The sequence below is a fragment of the Corynebacterium sp. HMSC072A04 genome (genome assembly GCF_001809235.1).
GTDB classification, from domain to species: Bacteria; Actinomycetota; Actinomycetes; order Mycobacteriales; family Mycobacteriaceae; genus Corynebacterium; species Corynebacterium hiratae.
In genome coordinates this window covers 71,131-92,209 of record NZ_KV796811.1, presented here as the reverse complement: position 1 = coordinate 92,209, position 21,079 = coordinate 71,131, and the positions used below count along the sequence as shown (strand labels likewise).

At 61.8% G+C, this 21,079-nt stretch carries 19 protein-coding genes; 5 read left to right on the top strand and 14 right to left on the bottom strand.

The features are described from left to right. Positions 1-101 precede the first annotated feature (101 nt). Both HMPREF2565_RS12150 and HMPREF2565_RS12145 read right to left on the bottom strand, forming a co-directional pair. Complete coding sequence (locus tag HMPREF2565_RS12150) at positions 102-2,450, bottom strand: acyltransferase family protein (protein WP_246819159.1); 2,349 nt, start codon at positions 2,448-2,450, stop codon at positions 102-104. Between the two features lie 94 nt (positions 2,451-2,544). Beyond that, entirely contained in the window at positions 2,545-3,342 is a 798-nt protein-coding gene (locus tag HMPREF2565_RS12145; RefSeq protein ID WP_246819158.1) for an HAD-IIB family hydrolase, read from the bottom strand. 97 nt (positions 3,343-3,439) lie between these two features. On the opposite strand from HMPREF2565_RS12145, the gene HMPREF2565_RS12140 reads away from it, so the two are divergent. Then, the gene (locus tag HMPREF2565_RS12140) at positions 3,440-4,474 is read left to right on the top strand and encodes an enoyl-CoA hydratase/isomerase family protein (RefSeq protein WP_071407467.1); all 1,035 of its coding nucleotides are present in this window, start codon (positions 3,440-3,442) and stop codon (positions 4,472-4,474) included. A 39-nt stretch (positions 4,475-4,513) separates the two neighbouring features. Here the strand turns inward: HMPREF2565_RS12140 and HMPREF2565_RS12135 are convergent, their stop codons facing one another. From HMPREF2565_RS12135 to HMPREF2565_RS12125, 3 genes are read right to left on the bottom strand one after another with little or no spacing between them, the layout of a single operon-like run. After that, positions 4,514-5,674: a DUF6882 domain-containing protein gene (locus HMPREF2565_RS12135; RefSeq protein ID WP_071407466.1), complete on the bottom strand. Its 1,161-nt coding sequence runs from the start codon at positions 5,672-5,674 to the stop codon at positions 4,514-4,516. Positions 5,675-5,686: 12 nt separating this feature from the next. Further along, the gene (locus tag HMPREF2565_RS12130; protein ID WP_070546183.1) at positions 5,687-6,835 is read right to left on the bottom strand and encodes a glycosyltransferase family 4 protein; all 1,149 of its coding nucleotides are present in this window, start codon (positions 6,833-6,835) and stop codon (positions 5,687-5,689) included. A 6-nt stretch (positions 6,836-6,841) separates the two neighbouring features. Further along, positions 6,842-8,062, bottom strand: coding sequence for an NAD-dependent epimerase/dehydratase family protein (locus tag HMPREF2565_RS12125; protein WP_071407465.1), 1,221 nt, complete (start codon positions 8,060-8,062; stop codon positions 6,842-6,844). A 195-nt stretch (positions 8,063-8,257) separates the two neighbouring features. Between HMPREF2565_RS12125 and HMPREF2565_RS12120 the strand changes: the two genes are divergently transcribed. Beyond that, complete coding sequence (locus tag HMPREF2565_RS12120) at positions 8,258-8,914, top strand: sulfite exporter TauE/SafE family protein (protein WP_046646929.1); 657 nt, start codon at positions 8,258-8,260, stop codon at positions 8,912-8,914. A 109-nt stretch (positions 8,915-9,023) separates the two neighbouring features. Here HMPREF2565_RS12120 and HMPREF2565_RS12115 read toward each other — a convergent pair whose 3' ends face one another. Together HMPREF2565_RS12115 and HMPREF2565_RS12110 are read right to left on the bottom strand one after the other, a co-directional pair. Next, the gene (locus HMPREF2565_RS12115; protein WP_071407464.1) at positions 9,024-9,569 is read right to left on the bottom strand and encodes a gamma carbonic anhydrase family protein; all 546 of its coding nucleotides are present in this window, start codon (positions 9,567-9,569) and stop codon (positions 9,024-9,026) included. A 6-nt stretch (positions 9,570-9,575) separates the two neighbouring features. Then, positions 9,576-9,983 (bottom strand): hypothetical protein, encoded by a 408-nt coding sequence (locus tag HMPREF2565_RS12110; RefSeq protein WP_049154249.1) that lies wholly within the window; start codon positions 9,981-9,983, stop codon positions 9,576-9,578. A gap of 35 nt (positions 9,984-10,018) precedes the next feature. On the opposite strand from HMPREF2565_RS12110, the gene HMPREF2565_RS12105 reads away from it, so the two are divergent. Further along, positions 10,019-10,888, top strand: a complete 870-nt coding sequence (locus tag HMPREF2565_RS12105) for a patatin-like phospholipase family protein (RefSeq protein WP_049154251.1) — start codon at positions 10,019-10,021, stop codon at positions 10,886-10,888. Between the two features lie 14 nt (positions 10,889-10,902). On the opposite strand, the gene HMPREF2565_RS12100 is transcribed toward HMPREF2565_RS12105, so the two are convergent. From HMPREF2565_RS12100 to pth, 3 genes are read right to left on the bottom strand one after another with little or no spacing between them, the layout of a single operon-like run. Continuing rightward, on the bottom strand, positions 10,903-12,522 hold the full coding sequence (locus HMPREF2565_RS12100; protein WP_071407463.1) for a peptide chain release factor 3: 1,620 nt from the start codon (positions 12,520-12,522) through the stop codon (positions 10,903-10,905). A 24-nt stretch (positions 12,523-12,546) separates the two neighbouring features. Beyond that, the gene (locus tag HMPREF2565_RS12095; RefSeq protein WP_071407462.1) at positions 12,547-13,404 is read right to left on the bottom strand and encodes an SDR family NAD(P)-dependent oxidoreductase; all 858 of its coding nucleotides are present in this window, start codon (positions 13,402-13,404) and stop codon (positions 12,547-12,549) included. Between the two features lie 42 nt (positions 13,405-13,446). Beyond that, positions 13,447-14,127, bottom strand: a complete 681-nt coding sequence (pth, locus tag HMPREF2565_RS12090) for an aminoacyl-tRNA hydrolase (protein ID WP_071407461.1) — start codon at positions 14,125-14,127, stop codon at positions 13,447-13,449. Positions 14,128-14,165: 38 nt separating this feature from the next. On the opposite strand from pth, the gene HMPREF2565_RS12085 reads away from it, so the two are divergent. Next, positions 14,166-15,149 (top strand): nitronate monooxygenase, encoded by a 984-nt coding sequence (locus HMPREF2565_RS12085; RefSeq protein ID WP_070510343.1) that lies wholly within the window; start codon positions 14,166-14,168, stop codon positions 15,147-15,149. A gap of 64 nt (positions 15,150-15,213) precedes the next feature. Beyond that, a complete protein-coding gene (locus tag HMPREF2565_RS12080; RefSeq protein WP_070646245.1) occupies positions 15,214-16,668 on the top strand; it encodes a glyceraldehyde-3-phosphate dehydrogenase in 1,455 nt (484 codons plus the stop codon). A 177-nt stretch (positions 16,669-16,845) separates the two neighbouring features. Here the strand turns inward: HMPREF2565_RS12080 and HMPREF2565_RS12075 are convergent, their stop codons facing one another. From HMPREF2565_RS12075 to HMPREF2565_RS12060, 4 genes are all read right to left on the bottom strand, one after another. Beyond that, positions 16,846-18,378, bottom strand: a complete 1,533-nt coding sequence (locus HMPREF2565_RS12075; protein ID WP_084738745.1) for an ABC-2 family transporter permease — start codon at positions 18,376-18,378, stop codon at positions 16,846-16,848. Further along, the gene (locus tag HMPREF2565_RS12070; protein ID WP_049154265.1) at positions 18,371-19,114 is read right to left on the bottom strand and encodes an ATP-binding cassette domain-containing protein; all 744 of its coding nucleotides are present in this window, start codon (positions 19,112-19,114) and stop codon (positions 18,371-18,373) included. Before HMPREF2565_RS12070 ends, HMPREF2565_RS12075 begins: the two co-directional genes overlap by 8 nt. Before the next feature lie 86 nt (positions 19,115-19,200). Beyond that, positions 19,201-19,872 (bottom strand): response regulator, encoded by a 672-nt coding sequence (locus HMPREF2565_RS12065; protein WP_070546173.1) that lies wholly within the window; start codon positions 19,870-19,872, stop codon positions 19,201-19,203. Next, positions 19,853-21,058, bottom strand: coding sequence for a sensor histidine kinase (locus tag HMPREF2565_RS12060; protein ID WP_070546171.1), 1,206 nt, complete (start codon positions 21,056-21,058; stop codon positions 19,853-19,855). Before HMPREF2565_RS12060 ends, HMPREF2565_RS12065 begins: the two co-directional genes overlap by 20 nt. Positions 21,059-21,079: the final 21 nt, after the last annotated feature.

Below are 21,079 nucleotides of genomic sequence, written 5' to 3'. Positions count from 1 at the left end.
GGATCTGGCCAGATCTTTGGCAACTAGGGCAGTGCTGCTAGGGCGATGCTGCTAGCGCACTGCCCTGATTGGAGAGCAGCTGATTCGAGAGCGGCCGAAGGCTAGAGCGAGCAGCCCGTGGTGATGGATTTTTCTCCGCGGGAGTACTGCTCGAGGGCGTCGGAAAGCGCCTGCACGTACAGCGCTGCGCCCTCGGCCTGTGGGTGCACGCCGTCGTCGTAGAGCAGCGCCGGGTTCTCTTGGGCCATGCCACACCAGTCGGCCACGTAGACGTTGTCGTGCTCTTTGGCGGCCTCGATAATCTCTGCGCGTGCCTGCCCCATCCAGTCGCGCTCGCCGTAGGGCACGACGAGGATAACCGTGCGATCGGAACCGAGGATGGTGAGGAGTTCGTCCATCTCGCCGTCTGCAGCCGATCCGTTCGTGCCCAGCCCCACAAAGACGGTGGAGCGTAACTGACCGGATTCCTTCAGCTGCCGGACTTCTGCAATCGCCTCGGCATATTGGCGGGACACTTCCGCGTCGATGAGAATCCCCGGGAAACGCTCGTTGAGGGCTTCGGAGGCAGCAAGCATGACCGAATCACCCACCGCGTTGATCGCCGTGCCCGCAGGCAGAGCGCGCTTTTCTGCGGGCTTCTCGGTCTCTGTCGGTGTTGCCGATGCCGCTGCCTGCTCGTTGGCTTGGGACATGCGCTCCAATTCTCGCTCCAGCTCGGTCTGGTCCTGTGACGTGACCAGCCCATAGGCCACGCCCAGCGCGGAGAAGATCACCATGGCGGGCACGGCAGGCCACATGGCCTTGCCGAAACCGTCCTTCATCTCGGCCACAGTGGGGCGCGAAGCCCAGTAAGTGCGCCACGTGGCGATATACCCGGCGCGGCGGAAGGGGTTTTCCACGAACTGATACGTCACCTCAGCCAATAGGAAGGACAGAGGAAGCGCGAGCAAACCCAGCAGCCACGCCGGGGCATCAGACAGCTCGCGAAGGATCATCACCACAGGCCAATGCCACAGGTAGAGCGAGAAGGAGCGCTGGCCCAGCCACCGCATCACCCGGGTGCGGAAGAGCCATGTGAGAGGTCCGGTCTCACGCACCACACCCCAGATCATTGCCGCGCCGAGGAGGCTGGTGAGGACCAGGCCGCCGCGGTAGGTGACCCCAAGGTCTGCGCTCATCCACACCAGCTGCGCCAGGTAACCAACCAGGGCGAGGGCTCCGACGGTGCCGGCGATAACGCCTGTGCTTGTCGACGCCCATGAGTCCGCCTTCGCCTCCTTCGACGTCGAGGTGAGAAGAAGGGACAGCAGCGCACCGATGAGGAGGCCGAAGGCATGGGTATCGGTGCCGTAATAAACACGGGTAGGGTCTTCGCCCGGAGTGAACAGCAGCGCCATCGCGGCAGCGGAGGCGGCTGCGAGGACGAGAGAGAGCGCGATGGGCAGGCGCTTGGGTTGGCGTCGCGACAGCGCGAAAGCGCCAAACATGAGCAGAGGCCACAGGAGGTAGAACTGCTCCTCAACGGCCAGGGACCAGTAGTGGGCGAAGACTTGCACCTCATTGGGCGCAAAATAGGTCTGGCTGGTGGCGATTTGGGTCCAGTTGTTGACGAAGAAGAAGGTACCCAAGAATTGTTCCCGGATCCCCACGGCGAGGTCCCCGCCGATCACCGCGACGAGGGCCGTACACAGGCATAAGACGACGAGCGCAGCCGGAAGGATGCGCCGGAAGCGCCGGATCCAAAAGTCGGTGAGGCTGATGCGCCCGGTCACGGCGAACTCGCGCACGAGCAGCGAGGTAATGAGGAAACCGGAGAGGACAAAGAACATGTCGACGCCGAGGTAGCCGCCAGGGAGTAGATCCCCGAAGAAGTGGTAGAGCACGACCGCCAAGACCGCGAGACCGCGCAGCCCATCCAGGCCCGGTACCGGGCGCAGGCGCGCGCGACGCTGGCGCGTGACGGTGGGGGATTCTTTCGGCACCGCTGGAGTGTCAGCGCCCTTCGTGTTGCCCTGGCGCGCGGTTTGGCGCTGCTCGCGGGAGCGGCGTGGTGCTTTGAGCTGCTTGCTCGTCGGTGTGCCGACGGGCTGCGAGCGCCGCGCCAAGGCGCGCGATATCTCATTCTCAGGCCGTGGTTCGGGGGAACTCTCGGCGGGTGTGGGCTGAGCTGGGGGCTGCGAAGCGGCCTTGGCGATCCGTTCTACCGGCCGCGCCGGACGGGGCTGTTCGTCGCACTGCGGCCGGGTAGATTGAATACGCTGCGGCCGAGTTGGGCGCGGGAGCGGGCGGCGGCGCGGCGAGGGGGTTTCCTCGGCGGCTTCGCGGGCTTTGTGCAGCTTGGCCTTGCGCACAGCGGAGGCCTTGGGGAGGGACCCCGGGTTCAGCTCAAGGGAGGTGTCCGTGGCCCGACGAGGGACACGGGGCCCAGGGGATCGCAGGAACTTCTTCACTGAACACTCCACACGTAAGGGATTGGGGTCTAGGGAACCGGGGTAATCCTACTCGGGTGGTGGCAGAGAATCGGGAAGGTTTCCTGGGAGCGTGTTAGGTGCGCAGAAGCTGGCGCAGCACCGTGCTCACACCATTGTCGGTATTGGCAGGCGCGATAATATCCGCTATTTCCTTCAGCTTCGGATGCGCGTTGTCCATGGCGATAGCCGTCCCAGCGGCGCGCAGCATTTCGAGGTCATTGAGGTAGTCACCGAAGGCCACGGTGGCGGTGATTGGAACGTTGGCAAGTTCAGCGAGCTTGAGCAAGGCTGCGCCTTTATCCACGCCGCGGGCCATGACATCGAGCCAGACTTTGCCCGATACCGCCACGTTGTCCTCCGGTACGGCGCGACGAATCGGCTCGTAGAGGTGAGCCTCGGAACCGGATTCGCAGAAGATGGCGATCTTGATGATGTCGCTATTGGGGACGTCGTCCAAGTCGTCGACCCACGTGACCGCCTTGTAATACTTGGAAATCTCCGCGCGTGCTGCCTGCGTGACATCCCGCGCCACGTAGGCGGTCTCCGGAGAACATAGAACGACGGTGTGCGCCTCGCTGATGGCGGCTGCGGCCTCGCGCGCCGCGCGCACGGTTTCTTCCTGCAGCGGGAAGGTGGCGATGATCTCGCTGCTGCGCAAAATCACCGAGCCGTTCTCGGCAATGAATGTGCCACCCTTTGGGAACATGTCTTGTAGGGTGGCCAGCTGGCGTCCCGAGGCCGGAACCAGCTCGCAGCCGCGGGCAGTGGCGAGCTCCTCAAGCTCTGAAAAGTCTGCGGGCAGCTGACCGTGGGCATCGAGGAGGGTGCCGTCCATGTCAAGAGCAACAAGCTGTGGGAGCAAGAAATTCACACCAATCTGAAGGTTGGGTTTAGAAGCAGGGGTCGATGTTAAAACCAGCCTCAAAAACAGGTGGCTGAAACATGTGTGATATGGAACACTGGTGCGCATGACTACGACTGATCCAGTACTCGTTTCCGTCCGCAACCATACCGGAGTCCTCGAACTCAATCGGCCGAAGGCCCTGAACTCGTTGACCCCGGACATGATCGATATCATCCGCCGCTCCCTCGAAACGTGGGCGCAGGACGATGAGATTGAGCAGGTCCTGATTTACTCCAATAGCCCTAAGGCATTTTGCGCGGGCGGCGATGTGCGCCACGCGCGGGAGGGAATCGCGGAAGGCAAGCTGGAGGAGGTCGATGCCTTCTTCGCCAGCGAGTACCTCACTAACGGTGATATCGCAGAGTTCCCGAAGCCCTATATCGCCGTCATCGACGGTGTTGTCATGGGCGGTGGATTGGGCATTTCTCTGCACGGCTCGCACCGCGTGGTGACGGAAAAGGCCTTCGCCTCGATGCCGGAGATGAACATCGGCTATGTCACCGACGTCGGTGTGGCCTATGCGGCCCAGCGCATGGTGGGCACCCGCGGTATCGCCTCACCGGGCTTGGCCAAGTTCTGGGGTCTTAGTGGATACCGCATGTATGCCGCAGACATGTTGTGGACTGGCGTGGCAACCCACGTTGTCAAGGATGCACACGAGCTGATTGAGGCCTCCATTGAGCGCGGTATTGATGCCGCGCTGGAGGACCTCGCCCTGCCCGCACCCGAAGAGCCCGCCCCGCTGGAGCAGGTGGCCAAGGACCTGGAGGAGACGTTTGCCCTGCCAACGTGGGAGGAAATCTCCGCGGAGCTGGACAAGCGCCCGCTCATTGCCGGTGAGGTCCGCCGCCTTATGGCAGGGGCGTGCCCAGCTGCCATTATCGCGGCTAACGAGCTTTATGAGGCAGAGGCCGGTGTCGACGACATTCGCGAGGCCCTCCTTTTGGAACTCAAGCTGGGCATGCATATGTACCGCCGTCCCGACTTTTCTGAGGGCGTGCGCGCGGTACTAGTGGACAAGACTCAGGACGCAGCGTTTAACCCGGCCACCACAGAGGAGGTTGACGTCGAGGAGTTCCGCGCCGTGCTGAACTCCTAACGCTCCCAGCTGCACATGCTTTCAGCGCTGTCCGAGCACTTATAGGGGGCGCGCCCGGTGGTAGGCAGCGCGCGCCCGCTGCTCGTCTACGCCTGCCGGCACCGCAACGTTGAGGGTGGCTTGCGTGGCCGCCGGAGTCGGTGCGGGGAGGTGGAACGCGGGGGCATTGGATAGCGCGAGGCCTTGGCGGCCGTCGGGAAGCTGCACCGGCAGCAAGGTCCACAGGCCCAGAACTGGCATGGCCAGCTGTGGCAAGCGTGCAGAGCGTGCCTCAGTGATGGACACGCGGGCCCGAATCAACTCGGGGATGGCCTGGTCATATCCGAAACGGCGCAGGTTACCCGCGGCCTGAGCGGACAAGGAACCGGCTAGCTCGTCTGCCCAGGCCCAGGTGAAGATGTTCGTGGAGGCGTCGATCGTCGCGATGAGGTGCGCGGGCACCGTGAGCGAGCCGTAATCGGAGTTTACAACGGTCCGCGAGGTTACAGGATCAAGGTCCGCCCACAGGTTGGGGAAGCGGGCCTCCAAGAAGAAGTTGTGCTCGGTGGCGAGGAAGTGGGCGTCGGCCAACACCTCGCGCGCGCTGAGCCCAGCGCGGCCCGGGGCCTGGGGGAGAGCTACGGTCCGGGAGCCGTGGAAAAGCGCGAGATTTTCCACGTGGCTCTGCGGAATGCCCAGGTAGCAGGACAACTCGGCGGTGGCTAGGCGCTCGTCGACGCCACCGGTGACGTCCCCTGAGTGCTCAATTCCGGCCAGGATGCTCACCCGGGGATCCGGGTTAATCTCCGCGAAATCGACGGCGACCAATGCTTCGCCATCGCCCTGTGGGACGCGGACAACAGGCCGGTCGCCCACCAGCCGTCGTGCCAAGCCGCGCAGCAGGGCAGAGTCAGGTTGTGGCCCGTGGAATTCCGGCTGCGGTGCGTGCTCTGCCATGCCGGTGGCCCAGCGAAGCTCCCCGTTGTGGATGGTGGCAAGACGCAGTCCATCGAAATCATAGACCCCGGAATCAGTGCTAAAACGCACGACGGCGCGTTGATCCAGGTCTGGCTGCCCTTCCTCCGAGGCTGCTGATACGGAATCGGTGGGAATGAAATTCACCTCGACGTCGCGAACGACGCCTAGGCGTGAGGCAAACGTGGCGTCGATGCCGGCTTGGATAAAGGCGCCAGCGGAGTACAGGTTCTGGGCTGAATCCATGGGTCTCCTTGACTAGTTTGTATTCCTGCGGAAGGGGTGCTCGATGGCCTCCTCGTAGGCCTGAAGGAGGGCTTGGGTGGATTCTACCCAGGAATGTTTTTCAGCTTCGCGGCGGGCGGCCTGTCCCATCTGCGCCCGGCGGGAGGAATCACGCAGGAGGCCGAGAGCGGCGCTGGCCCACGCGGTGTCGTCAGCGTCGGGCTCGATGAGATGTCCTGTGACGCCTTCTTCGATAACGAAGGGGATGCCGCCGGCATTCGTGCCGATGACCGGAACCCCAGAGGCGAAGGACTCGAGAGCCACGAGTCCCAAGGTCTCTGTGGCGGAGGGGAAGAGGAAGACATCCCCCACGGCGAAGGCGGCGGCGAGCTCCTCGCCGGAGAGGTAGCCCGTGAATACGGTGTGCGCAGGATCGAAGTTGGACTTGAGCTCCTCCAAGGCGGGGCCATCGCCGACGATGGCCAGGCGGGCGTCGCTAAGCTGTGCCCTCACCAGTTCCATCACGTGATCGAGGCGTTCCAAGTCCTTCTCCTTGGAGACGCGGCCGATATAGGTCACCAACGGGGAATCCGGGTTACCGTCGGTCAGGCGCTCGCGCATCTGTTCCGTGGCGCGACTGGGGTGATAGGTCTGCGTATCAACAGCCTTGGGCCACAGCTGCACGTTGCGGATCCCCATCATCCGAGCCTTATCCACCATGGGGCCGGAGGTGCACAGGTTCACCGCAGCCTGGTTGTGCAGATACTTCAGCGCGGCTTCGGTCAGCGGCCTAGTCCACCCAATCCCCAGCGCTTCAACGTACTCGGGGACATTGGTGTGGAAGCTGGCTACCAGCGGTACGGCATCGCGCTGCGCGGCAAAGACGCCGAGGGCCGCGGTCCAAATGGGATTGACCGCGTGGATGACATCGGGATCGAAATCCCGGATTTCCTTGAAGAATTTCCACGAGGGCAAACCGAATTTAATCTCCGGGTAGACCCACAGCGACAAACTGGGGATGCGGGTGACCTCGAAGCCGGCATAGGTGTCAGGGGCCTTGCCTGTGGCAAAAATCCGCACCTCATGGCCCATCGCGGCCAGCTGGTCCAGCGTGCGCGTCAGGCGGGTGACCACGCCGTCGATCTTGGGCAGGAAGACCTCGGTAACGATAGCGATGCGCACGAAGGTTTAAGCCTCCGCAGCGTCCGCGCCGTTGGCCAAGGCTTCGGGAACACCAGCGTGCTGCTGGCGCGTCCACAGCGACTGGGCTGGAATCTTGGAGCGGTCAACACGGTCGGCGTACTTACGCGCGACTTCCTCCACCTCGTGGAGCAACCCCTCCGACAAAGTGGTCGGCTCCAGGCCGAGCTCGAGGAACGTGTCGTTGGTGACGTGGAGTTCATTCTCTGCGGATTCCTTGCGCGGGTTCGGCACATAAGCCACTTCCGCACCAGAGATCTTCGCCAGTAGTTCTGCCAGGTCACGCACGCGGTGGGTTTCGGTCATCTGGTTGATGATCTTGACGCGCTCCCCGCGTGCCGGCGGATTCTGCAGGGCTAGCTCGATGCAGCGCACCATGTCACGAATGTGAATAAAGGCGCGGGTCTGTCCGCCGGTGCCGTGGACGGTCAGCGGATAACCAATGCCGGCCTGAATGAGGAAGCGGTTGAGCACCGTTCCGTAGTCACCGTCATAATCAAAGCGGTTAATGAGGCGCTCGTCCTTCTGGGTCTGCTCAGTGTGCGTGCCCCAGATGATGCCCTGGTGTAGGTCGGTGATGCGCAGCTCATCATTCTTGGCGTAGTAGGCAAACAGGTGCTGGTCCAGGACCTTCGTCATGTGGTAGACCGAGCCCGGGTTGGAGGGGTAGAGGATTTGCTGCTTGACGACGCCATTCTCGCCCGCATCCACCTGCACATCCAGGTAGCCCTCCGGAATCTTCATACCGGCGGTGCCGTAGCCGTAGACACCCATGGTGCCCAAGTGGGCGACGTGGATATCTTGCTCAGATTCCACGATGGCGGCGAGCAAGTTGTGGGTGGCGTTGATGTTGTTATCCACCGTGTAGCGTTTGGTGCGCGAATTCTTCATGGAATAGGGGGCGGCGCGCTGCTCAGCGAAGTGCACCACCGCATCCGGGTGTTCGGTATTCAGGAACTCCAGCAAGCCGTCGTAGTCCTGGGCCACGTCGAGGTTACGGAAGCCGATGGTCTTGCCGGAAACCTCGGTCCACGCGGCCAGGCGCTCCTCAATGGAGGCGATGGGTGTTAAGGATTCCGCGCCCAACTCCTCATCGATGGCGCGCCGGGAGAGGTTATCCACGATGATGACCTCGTGGCCTTGGTCGGAGAGATAAAGGGAAGCGGGCCAACCGCAGAAGCCGTCTCCGCCGAGAATCGCTACCTTCATTTTTTGTCTCTCCACTTCTTGGGTCGGGGTCAAAACGTGCTGTACCAGCAGGGGTCTAGTCTATGTTGACACGCGTAAGTTGGGGGTTCGTTACGTGGCACACTTTTTTCGAACATACCGTTTGCTCGCCTGCGTCGGGGGCGCGCGGGGTAAACAGTAGATGAATGTTCTCTAAGAGCCTGTAGACTAGCCCGCATGCTTGAAGCCGTGCTGAATGCCTTCGCCGATTCCGTCAACGCGCTTCTCATCGGAATCCTGGTGGCCATCGGCATCATGCTTCCGCGGGGGAGCTACCGCAAGATCGCGGCCCTCGTCATCGTCGGTGACTGGTTCGGCGTGCTCACCGCCGCTGCTGTGGTGATGTTCGTCTTCGTCGGTATCCAGGACAAGGTGGCCGCCGCGCTGGAATCACCGCTGCTTGGTTGGGGTCTGGTGGTCATCGGCCTGGGGCTGGGCCTTCTGGCCTGGCGCTCCAAGGGCGAACCCAATGACATGGTGCAGAAACTCCTCGGCCCACTGCGCACGCCCTCGGCCAAGACTGTCGCGGTGGGCTATGCCATGGGTGTTATCCAGTCCTTGACCTCCGTACCCTTTTTCTATGGGCTGATGCACCTTGCTGCCGGGGATTTCAGCAACACCGTTAAATACGGAGGCCTTTTCTTCTATGCCACCTTCGCGCTCTCGCTGCCCACGGTGTGCGGGCTTTTCATCGCGCTTGTGCGGGCGAAGCCAGACTCCTGGGCTGGTCGCGCCTTCGCGTGGGCGCGGGAAAACTCTGCAGCAGTGGCACTATGGAGCGGCTACGGAGTGGCCGCCTTCCTGGTGGTGATGGGTCTCGTTGCTCTTCTATAACGAGCCGGCTGGTGGGCAAGAGTTCAAAAGTGAACTGCCCTAGTTGCCAAAGTTCTGGTCAGTTTTTGCGGCGGACTCGGGAGTTTTGTCAACAACGGCAGTTGCGGTGCTAGTCGTAGAGGACTTCGTCGAGGGGGAGGGCGTCGCCATGCGGCGCCTGATTCTTAGCAATGTCGACGTAGCGCGCGGCGTGCGGGATGAAGGCGGCGGATTCCTCAGGGCTCAACGCACGGCGCACCTTGGCGGGCACCCCGGCGGCCAAGGCACCGGCGGGAATGTTTTGGCCCTCGAGCACCACCGCGCCGGCGGCGATGAGAGAGCCTGTGCCCACGGTGGAGCCGGAAAGCAAAGAAGACTTCATTCCAACCAGCGTGCCCGCGCCCACGTGCGTGCCGTGGAGCATGGCCATGTGGCCCACGGTGACGTCATCCTCCAGCACACACGGCGCAGTGGTTTCGACGTGGATGACGCAGTTGTCCTGGATATTGACGCGGGCGCCAAGGCGAATGGCACCAACATCCCCGCGCAGCACGCTGCCATAGAACACGGAAGAATCCGGCCCGATGGTGACGTCACCGATGATGGTGGCATTCGGTGCTATCCAGGCGCTGCGGTGGATGCGGGGTGTGTGCCCTTGGAAGGGGAGGATGAGCATGGCGGACTAGCTTTCTTCAGGGGTGGGTTCGACGGACACAGCGAGTGACTCGGAAATTTCATAATCGCCGGGCTCCGCGTTGAGTTGGGACAGCGTCTCTCTTTCTGCAAGCGACAACGGGATGGCCCATCCCTTCTTGGGGTCGTGGACGGGACGCTGTTCTTTAGTCGTGGGGGAGAGATGCACCGTGGTCTGAGGGCCACGTAATTGCGCAGATTCGCCGGAGCGCGCCACCTCACTGAGCACCTGCGCACCGGCAGGGGAGGTAACCAGGATGATGAGACCGCTCGCAGTGTGCACGGAAAGATGATCGAAAGAAACCTCGACGGCGTGGGGATCCGGGGAGGCCAAACGGACAGTGCTGGAGCCGCCAAGCTTGTCGACGGCATTCTTAACCGCAGAAAACAATCCCATGGCGCGATCCTAGCGCGGGGGTACCATCGGGCACTGTGATTGACGCGAAAGATACAGCACTCGTCATTGAAGGCGGCGGCATGCGCAATTCCTATACCGCCGCGTGCATCGTCAAGCTCCTAAAGGAGGAGGTGGAATTTGGCTGGGTTGGAGGTGTTTCCGCGGGCTCTTCACACACCGTGAACTTCCTCTCCCGCGACGTGAGCCGCTCGGAAGAATCCTTCGTGGATTTTGCCAAGAACCCCAGCTTCGGTGGCCTGGGTTCGCTGCTGCGCGGTAGCGGCTACTTCAATGCGGAGTTCATCTATGAGAAGGCCGCCGATCAGGACATGCCCTTTGACTGGGAAGCATTTCAGGCCAACCCGGCGCAGATGTGTATTTCCGCCGCGCGCGCCGATACCGGGGAGAGCGTGTACTGGGGGCGCAATGACATAAAGACACAAGAGGACCTGATGGTGCGCGTTCGCGCGTCTTCGACGTTGCCGCTGATCATGCCGATGCGTGTTATCGATGGCGCACCGTACGTCGACGGTGCGATGGGGGAATCCGGTGGCATCCTCATCGAGCAGGCGGAGAAGGCCGGCTTTGAAAAGTTCTTGTTCCTTGGCTCGAAACCGCGTGGCTACGTGCGGCCTGAGGTAGGGCGGCCCGCGGCGCTGCGACGAATCTTCCGAAAGTACCCTGCCGTGGCGGAGTCAATGATTGCCCGGCCGCCCCGGTACAACGCCTCCAAGGAGCGGCTTCTGGAGCTGGAAAAGGAGGGGCGTGCACAGCTTTTCTTCCCAGAGGATATGCAGGTGGCTTCGACCGAGCGCTCGGTGACTAAGCTGCGCGCGAACTATGAAGCCGGGCGCGCGCAGACCTATGCGGAATGGCCGGCGTGGAAGGAATTCCTCAGCAGTTAAGGGAAACGCTGTGCCTAATCCGCCACGAGGGTTTCGATGGTGAGCTCCGGGTGCTCCTTCTCAATGAAGGCCAGCTTCCACTTATCACCAAAGAGCGCGATGAGCTCGCCGTCGGTGCGGGTGAAGATCTCCACGCCGCGCTGGCGGCCCAACTCGGGCGCGGATTCGGCGTCGGTGCGGCGCGCCACGGAGTAGGGGATGGGCTCGGTGATGGTCTCCACGTTGTACTCGACCTCCATGCGAGCCTGCATGACCTCGAACTGCATGGGGCCCACCGCGGCCATGACTGGGGCGGCATCGCCACGCGTATCGTTGCGCAGAATCTGGACCACGCCCTCCGCAGCCAGCTGGTCCAAGCCCTTGCGGAATGCCTTGTAATCACCCAAAGACTTCGCGCGTAGGATGCGGAAGGACTCCGGCGCGAACTGCGGCATGGGCTTGAACTGTACCTTCTTGCCTGTGTAAATCGTGTCACCGGGAGCCAAGGAACCGGCGTTGACCAAGCCCACGATGTCACCCGGGTAAGCCGTGTCCACGGTGTCACGCGTGCGGCCGAAGACCGTCAGCGCATACTTGGTGGAGAAGCTGCGGCCGGATTGGGCGTGGTTGACCTGCATGCCGCGCTCAAACTCACCGGAGACCACGCGCATAAAGGCCAAGTTATCGCGGTGCTTGCGGTCCATGCCCGCCTGCACCTTGAAGATGACGCCCGCAAAGTCGTCAGTAACCTCACGTACCTCGTCGATGGCGGAGGTGGCCGCTTCAATGGCCTGCGGATCCGAATCACGGGAGCGCGGAGCCGGGGCGATGGCGCACAGGGTATCCAGAATCTGGTGCACGCCGAAGTTCAGCATCGCGGAGGCGAAGATGAGCGGGGAGGTCACGCATTGCTCGAAGAGTTCCTGGTCGTGCAGGGCGCCGTCCGCAGCCAGCAGCTCTGCCTCCTCCACGGCTGTTTCCCAGGCGTCCTCTTCCTTCGCGGCGGCTTCCTCAGGCGCGTAGTGCTCCTCCGGGGCGATGGTGGAACCACCGGCGGTGCGCAGGAAGTGCACGTACTCATCGGCCTCGCCGTCATCGTTGATGTGGGCCAAGCCGCGGAAGTCGCCGGCGATACCCACCGGCCAGTACAGTGGGGTGGGCTGCAGCTGGATTTCGTCGACAAGCTCCAGCGGCTCACGGCCCACGCGGTCCCACTTGTTGATCACCGTGATGATCGGCAGGCCGCGGGCCTTGCACACGCGGAAGAGCTTGAGGGTCTGGGGCTCGAGGCCCTTGGCGGCGTCGATAAGCATCACGGCAGCATCCACCGCCGTGAGCACGCGGTAGGTATCCTCCGAAAAGTCCGCGTGGCCCGGGGTATCCACCAGGTTGATCATGTAGGGCTCGCCCTCGTGGCCCTCGGGCGCGTACTCGAACTGCAGCGCGGAGGAGGCCACGGAAATACCGCGTTCCTTCTCCATCTCCATCCAGTCAGAAACCGTGGACTTGCGGTTGCCCTTGCCGTGCACCGCGCCGGCCTCGTTGATGACGTGCGCGTGGAGCGCCAGCGCCTCCGTCAGCGTGGACTTACCAGCATCCGGGTGGGCGATGACTGCGAATGTGCGGCGGCGGGAAGCTTCGGAGGCAATACTCATGCGGGCTAGTTTAGCCGCTGCCTGCTACCACTCCACATTGAGCTGGCGGCCCAGATCATCAAAGATGCGCCGGGCCACGGAGAGCTTCTTCGCAATCGGCCGCTGCAGGCCTGGCTTGCGCTTCTGGTTGTAATACTCGCCGGAGTCGAAATGGATGCCCGGTGTGCCGCTGAGGAAGTAGGCCAAGTTCTCCCCACCCTTGTCCGCCTTGCCCAAGACGTATTGAGCCGCAGTGGTCGAATAGAGCTTGCTCGTCCTGCTCGTTGAGTTATGCCCGAAACCAGTATTCAATATCCCCGGGTGGAAGGCCACGGAGGTCAGCCCGTGGGAGGCGAGGTAGCGGGTCAGCAGGATATCGCCCAACTTGGCGTTGCCATAGGCGCGTTCGGCGCTGAATTTTTCAAAGGTATTCGGGTCACCGGGATCGAAAGAGGAATACAGGACATTGGCCAAGGAAGCAGTCTGCACCACGGTGGCGTCGCTGGCCCGCAGGGTATCGCGCAATAAAGAGGTCAGAAGAAAAGGCGCCACGACGTTGATCTGCCACGTGCGCTCGAAGCCGTCGGCGGTGGCGAAGGGCCCGTCGAACATGCCGCCGGCATTATTGCCCAAGGCATCGATCTGCGGGTACTGGCTTAGCTCTTCTGCGAGGGTGCGAACCTGGCCCAAAGACTCGTAGTTGGCCACGTGAAAGGACGCACCAATTTCTTCGGCCACGGCCTGCGTCTTTTCCGGGTTCCGGCCCACGAGCACGAGCGAATCCTGCGGGCGGCGCTGGTGAAGGATGCGGGCAGCGGCCGCGCCCACCCCGCTCGAAGCACCGGTAATGACAATTGTTCGAGGGTCATGATTAGAAGGCAGGTTCTTGCTCGCGCGGCTCATACTTGGACAGTGTAGGGCGTTGAGCGTGGCCGCGCCGGGGGTTTATTTAGCCCGGGAATGGATTTCCTGTTGGGCCTTGTTGAGTCCCTCTGTCACGATGAGGCGGGCGGCCTCAGCAGCGGTGGCGATGGTGGAATCGAGTTCAGCGCTGGCGTCGACAGGCGCGAGCACCCAGTCCGGAATGGAACCGCCCTTGGGCGGGCGCCCGATACCCACACGCACGCGCAGATAATCGCGCGTGCCCAAGCGCTCGCTCAGTGACTTAAGGCCGTTGTGGCCGTTTTCGCTGCCGCCCTTCTTAATGCGCACCTTGCCGGCGGGCAGGTCGAGCTCATCGTGGATGACGATGATGTTCTCTGCCGCAACGCCCAGCAGCGTGGCCAACGGGGCGATGGGATCGCCAGAGAGGTTCATGTAGGTGTGTGAGCGCAGCGCTACGACCTTCGTGCCCCCAAGCTCGAGCTGTGCCGCGCTGAGTTGGTGTCCGGTGACAGGCTCGAGCATGTCACCAGATTCGGCGAGGAGATCATCCACGGCCATGTACCCCACATTGTGGCGGGTCGCGGCGTATTTCGCGCCGGGATTACCCAAACCCACGATGAGCCACTCGGCGCTTAAATCCGAGGGGTTAAGTCCGGAGGCGGCGGCCTTCTGTGTTTTCTTATTCGGTGCTTCGCCGGCGCGGCCAAAGAGGCGGGTGAAAAAGTCACGGATGGCAGACACAACTACTTCCTTGATGGTTTTCTTTAGGCTGGGTAACCATGAGTCAACTTCTTGAGACTATCACTTGCCCTGTCCTACCTGCTCCGATGGCGGGCGGGCCCACCACGCCTGAACTAGTGGCCGCCGCCGACGCCGCCGGTTCCTTCAGCGCGCTGGGGCTGGGAACCTGCTCCGTCGACGCCGCGCGGGAGGCCATCGCTGCGTGTGCCGGTACGCGCTTCGGGGTCAATATCTTTCACCCGCAGCGCGCACTGACCGAAACGGAACTCGCCGCTGCGCAGTCCCTCGCCGCCGAAGAGGGCGCCGTGCTTGGCGACGTCTCCCTCAACTTCGGCTGGCAGGACAAGCTCGACGCCGCGCTGGAGGGTGGGGCAGCGGTGCTGTGGTCGATGTTCGGCGTCTTTAGCGAGGACGAGGTCGCGCGCATCCATGACGCTGGGGCAGAGGCGTGGACCACGGTCACCAACCCCGAGGAGGCGCAGGCCGCGGCCGCCCGCGGCATCGATGTGTTGTGCGTGCAGGGCCCTGAAGCTGGCGGGCACCGTGGTGTGTGGGACCCGAGTGCGGAACCCGATCAGCGCCCTCTCGAGGAACTCGTCGCGGCGGTCCACCAGGTCACGGACCTTCCGCTCATTGCCGCGGGTGGTCTGCGCACGGCGGAAGATGTTGCCACGGCCCTGGCCTGGCCGGGGGTAAAAGCAGTCAGCTGTGGTTCCGCCTTCCTGCTCTCCGAGGAAGCGGGGACGAGTGAACACAACCGTGGCCTTCTGCGCCGCGGTGGCCAGACGGTGTCCACCCGCGCGTTCTCCGGGCGCTACGCCCGCGGGCTGGAGACCGCCTACACGCGGGCACACCCGGACCTGCCTTTGGTCTACCCCTACCTTAACGCGCTACTGAAACCTCGTCGCGCCCAGCTTGACGCGGACGTGGACTATTGCCTCGTAGGTGTCGATGTAATGAAACTTGGCGGGGGTAGTGTGGCGGAGATCCTCGCTCAACTACACCCAAACGGGCATGAATAACGGTTAATATTTACGGATGGACAGAGTTTTACACCCTTTTTGACGAGTAAAGGATACAAAGCACGTGACTTCGAACGCGCACATTGGGCACGAGGACTGGAACGAGCGCCTGGAGCTGGCCCAAGAGATGATTCCGCTCATCCACCAGCTGCACCGCAACAATAACGTTGTCACCTCTATCTACGGCCGTCTGCTCATCGGCGTGACCGACATCGACATCATCAAGGCGCACCGCTACGCCCGCCGCATCGCTGAGCGCGAGCTTTCCACCGCAGAGACCCTGCCTATTCTCAAGGAACTGTGCTCGATGAACCTGGGCACCGCTTCCATTGACCTGGGCCGCCTGGCCACCGGCTTCGAGGAGTCCGGCTCCGATAACCTGCGCAACTACCTCGAGGAGACCCTCGTGGATCTCGTCGGCGCCGGTGTGGATAAGGAGTCCACCGACGTCGTTCTCTACGGCTTCGGTCGCATCGGCCGCCTCTTGGCTCGCATCCTCATCGCCCGCGAGGCTGCCTACGGCGGCGTGCGCCTGCGCGCTATCGTCGTGCGCAAGAAGGGTGACATTGACATCTTCAAGCGCGCCTCCCTCCTGCGCCGTGACTCCGTCCACGGTGCCTTCAATGGCACCATCGCTGTTGACGAGGAGAACGAGGTCATCTGGGCCAACGGCACCAAGATTCAGATGATTTATGCCAATGACCCGGCGGACATTGACTACACCAAGTACGGCATCGACAACGCCATCGTCGTCGACAACACCGGTGTGTGGCGCGACCGTGAGGGACTGTCCCAGCACCTGCAGTCCAAGGGTGTGGCTCGCGTGCTGCTCACCGCTCCGGGCAAGGGCGATCTGAAGAACATTGTCTACGGCATCAACCACGGCGACATCGAGGACTCCGACCAGATCCTCTCCGCCGCATCCTGCACCACCAACGGCATCACCCCGGTGCTCAAGGTCATCAACGACCGCTACGGCGTGGTTCATGGCCATGTGGAGACCGCACACTCCTTCACCAACGACCAGAACCTCATCGATAACTTCCACAAGGGTGACCGCCGCGGTCGCGCAGCTGGCCTGAACATGGTGCTCACGGAAACCGGTGCAGCCAAGGCCGTGTCCAAGGCTCTGCCGGAGTTCGAGGGCAAGCTCACCGGTAACGCCATCCGCGTTCCCACCCCGGACGTGTCCATGGCTGTGCTCAACCTCGAGCTGGAGAAGGAAGCTGACCGCGACGAGGTCAATGACTTCCTGCGCAACGTGTCCCTGCACTCTGACTTGCGCCAGCAGATCTCCTACATCGCTTCTCCGGAAGTTGTGTCCTCTGACTTCGTTGGTTCCACCCACGCCGGTGTGGTCGATGGTCTCGCCACCATCTCCTCCGGCAAGCACCTCGTGCTTTACGTGTGGTACGACAATGAGTTCGGCTACTCCAACCAGGTCATCCGCATCGTCGAGGACATGGCCGGTGCCCGCCCGGTGGTCTACCCGAAGCGCGTTGACGTCTCTGAACTCTAAGAGCTAGAACAAGAACACCGCCCGCGCTGCATGGCGCGGGCGGTGTTGCTGTTTTGAGGGCCTGCTCTGGTTTGCGACCTAGCTTTGCCAGGATGTTTCAAACACGCAACTGCCCGATTTGCCAAAAGTAGGGGCTGAGATTGAAAAATCCGGGCGACTTTCGTCAGATTGGTCGGTTTAGCGGGAAGATAGCGCTCGAGTATGGAGTAAATGCCGTGCGCGCAATGTTGCAGCCACACCGAGCACTGCGGCCAACATCACAGCGACGGCATAGCGCAAAGGTGAGTGCGCAACCAAAGGCCAGGCGGGGAAGGCAAGGATCCATAGGCCGGTTTCTGCCAAGACATCGCCGCCTAACGTGATGGAGACGATCGTCCCTACGATTGTGAGGGCGATAGCACTCACGATGCCGAGGCGAATCACCAGTATGAGTGATACGGCCGCGATGACAAAGCCCACCCCAACCGCCAGGGGGAAAGCCAGAAGCTGGGCAGCGATATCGCCACCTGCGAGTGCACTAGTCAGGCATGCGGCAGCGCAAACCGCCACGATGACGGACAAAAACCACATGAGGATTCCGGATGTGCCGAACCGTGTTTCCATATACACCAGCGGCCACGAATCTGACATGCGCGGCCATACGAGGACAGGCAAAATACCTGCGCCGACCGGCAGCAGAAAGAAGTAAAAGAAACCTTCGACGTAGTTAGCGGGATAGAGCAGGGCGACAAAGCCTAGCGCCAGAATGCTGAGCATCAGGCAAGAGAACACCGCTGGGCTAAAAGCTGCACGGTGGAGTCCTAGCAGCGTAGACCACAGCGAGGACTGTGCCGCCGCACGTGGGTGGTTCGTAGGCTGCCATACTTGGGCTTTTTCCACGGTGGTATCAGCCACGTCGGCGTCAGCCTGGGCTTTTGTAGAACGCGTGAAACGGTGTCGCAGCGAGAACATTGGCTGGTATCGTCGCGGCGTGTAGACTGCGGCTAATGCTCCGAGCACGGCGAGGATGACGCACAATATGAAAGCCGGTAGTGGACTGCTGCTTAGAAGTGGGTCGTGTGGTTCAAGAGGCACCGAGTTCTGGTGAATACGCAATGCGCGTAAAAGCAGTCGTTGCGGCCATGCTGGGGGAAAGGCCCACCACTTGCCTGATTCAACAGTGCTCGGAAGGATGCTGAGCATTTGCCACAAGGCCGCAGCAACCAGTGTAAAGGCGAAGCCCAGTCGGCGGGCACAGGCAGCGGAAAGCCCGGCAATGCCAAGTGCACCAAGGAAAGAATAAAGCCCGGCGACGAGGATAAGCTCGTGGTTCTCGCGCCCCTGGATGGCGACAGCGAGCCAGGAACCACCAAAGTTCAGCATGTGGAAGAGCGCAATGCTGGCAATGACGCCGAGAAGCCGGACAGCGTTCTCCCGACGCGGGTTGAGGTTTCTCCACTGCGTCCCGCCGCTGCGGGTAACGGCCTCACGGTGTTCTGGGACCGCAGCGAATAGCGCAACAAGTGGGGCGTACATGCCGGTAACAAATAAGGATTGCCAAGCCAAGACGCCTGTGGCATCACTGTGCACCGATGCCATAGATGAAAAGATCACCGTCATGATGACCAGCGGTAGAGCAAGTAAAGGCAACCACTGTAAGGTGCTTCCACGGCTGCGCAGTAGTTCTGCTGAAAGGTAACTCGGGCGAGGAACAGTAGTGTGCTTAGGCACGTGACTCTCCTCCCCGGTTGGTAGGCGCTTGGGAGGGGTGGCCAGGTGAGGTAAGTCGGAAGAATTCCTCCTCCAACTGACCACGTGGAGCTAGCTCGTGCAGGGAACCGGAATAGCGAATCGTGCCCTCGGCCAAGACGGTGATGTCATGGGCAAGGTGCAGGACCTCTCCAAGTTGGTGGGAGCTGACGATAACGGTGTGCCCAGCTGCGGCTAGTTGTTGTAGTAGCTCTCGCAATTCCTTGATGCCTTGGGGATCGAGGCCATTCTGGGGCTCATCAAGAACAAGTACCTCTGGATCGCCGAGGAGAGCTTGTGCTAACGCCAGGCGGGCCTTCATACCAGTGGAAAAGGATTTCGCCTTCTTGGAGCCAACGCCGTTGAGCCCAGCGATGGAGAGAACCCGGTCAATCTCGGAATCAGGAAGGCCCAGAAGTCGAGCGTGAACGCGAAGATTCGCCGAGGCAGAAAGATGGCCATAAAAGGCTGGCCCGTTCACTGAGGCACCAATGCGGCGAAGCACATTGCGGTTCCAAGGTTGGCCCGCCACGTTGATGGAGCCTGAGTCAGGCGGCAGGAGACCTAAGAGGATGGAAAAGAGCGTCGATTTTCCTGCCCCGTTGCGCCCGAGGAGCGCATGCACGCGGCCCGGGGAGATGCGGAAGGAAACATCATCGAGGACTCGTTGCCGACCAAAAGACTTCGAGATGTGCTCAAAAGAGATATCGCAATTCATAAAATGCAGTATCGCCGGGGCTTATCATAAAGGAATCCGCCTGCATGATGGTCTTCAGCGAGCAGACCTCCTACCGTGGTAGGAGCTTAGGCAACCCCAGCACGCTGCGCTAAGAGAACGAGGGCCACTCGGTCACGTGCGGCGAGTTTAGACATGAGCGCGGAGACGTGAGTTTTCACCGTGGTTTCTGCGATGACCATGTCGGCGGCTATCTCCGCATTTGTAGCACCACGCGCGATGAGCGAAAGCACTTCCATCTCGCGGCGTGTTACAAGACTGAGTCCTTGGCGTTCCTGGGCGCTGAGGTTTTCGCGCGTCAGCGCCGAGCGATAAGCCTCCAGCACTGGGCCGGTTACCCCGGCGGCCAGCACCGATTCTCCTTGCGCCACGTTGCGAACGGCGGTCACAAGAACCTCTGGGTCGGCATCCTTCAGCAGGAAGCCGTGGGCGCCAGCGGAGATGGACCGCGCCACGAGTTCTTCATCATTGAATGTGGTGAGCATGATGATGCGGCACTCGGGCTTGCGCTCGAGTATGGCTTGAGCCGCTCCGATGCCGTCCATGCCGGGCATGCGAATGTCGAGGATAGCCACATCAATGTGGTGGCTTAGTGCTGCTGTCACGGCGTCCGCCCCAGTGGCAGCGGTTGCCGCGACCTCGATGTCTTCTTGCGCAGTGAGGATGGTAGACAACGCTGAGAGCAGCATTGCTTGATCATCGGCCAATAAGACGCGGATTCTAGATCTGCTGTGTGGCATCCTTGGTCTCCTTCATCGGTATCTGTGCGTGCAAGGAAAAGGAATGAGCATCGCCGGAATAGTCGAGGCGACCGCCAAGCGAACGAGCTCGTTCCGCCACTCCGACTAAGCCCACGCCGCTGCCCGCGACGTTGCTTGGCGTGGGATGAGGATTGGTGGAGGTGAGGGTGAGCGCGGCGGCGTCATCAAGTACAAGCTCAACCACGACATGCGTGCCGACGCCCTGATGGCGCAGAGCATTCGTCAAGCCCTCCGTGGTAATGCGCACCAATGCCATCTGCACCAACGACGGCACGGCGTATTCAGCTGGGAGGTTTGCGTCGACTTTCAGCCCAGCAGCGCGGAAGCCTTCGAGGATTCCTTCGATGTGCTCAAGTTGTTGAGCAGGCTCCAGAGCCGTGGGTCGGGGTGAGCGCAAGGCAGCGACGATTCCGCGAACCTCGCGCAGGGCGGTATCCGCATTATCGCGGATCGAAAGAAGTGCTTCTTCAGCCGCGCCGGAGTCCGCAGTCGCTGCAATGATGCCTGCATTAGCCTGAACCTTAATCAGGGTGAGGGAATGGGCAAGGACATCGTGCAGTTCCCGTGCAATGAGGAGGCGTTCTTCTTCTTGTGCCTGGTGGAAGCGCTCGCGGGCTAGTATCTCCCGTTGGCGATCACGGTCAAAATACCGGGCAGCGATGAAATACGTGCTGCCCAGCACTGCCCAATGGGCCACCACCATGGCAAGGAAGGGTGTGTCTACCTCATAGCGCAGAAGGTAAGTCTCAGTGTCGATGCGCCACATGAAGGGGGAGATAAAGGTACCGAGTGCGGTGATGAGGAGGACCACCCGCGGAACCAGCCTCTGGGTGATGTACCGCGAGGTGGTGTACACGGCCATGGGGGCGGTCAGCGCCCACGGGGTGAGGCCGCTATTGGTGGGGAGCTGGTTCATCCATATGACAGCCCAGGCCAGGAGCAGAACTAGGAATCCTGTTGCGCTCACGATTGGCCTCGAGCGCCACACGAGGAAGAACGGTATGAACAGCAGCGACAAGAGAGCCTCGAGTACTTCCACCGTTCCGGAAGAGGAAAACGCCAAGGCACAATAAAAGGCCGCTACGAGCCCCGCGACTCCTGCGAGTAGCGCGTCCCCCAAATGCACCGAGGACAGGAAGGTACGCGCGGTGCGGGAAGAGCTCATAGACGGCCATGGTAGTACATG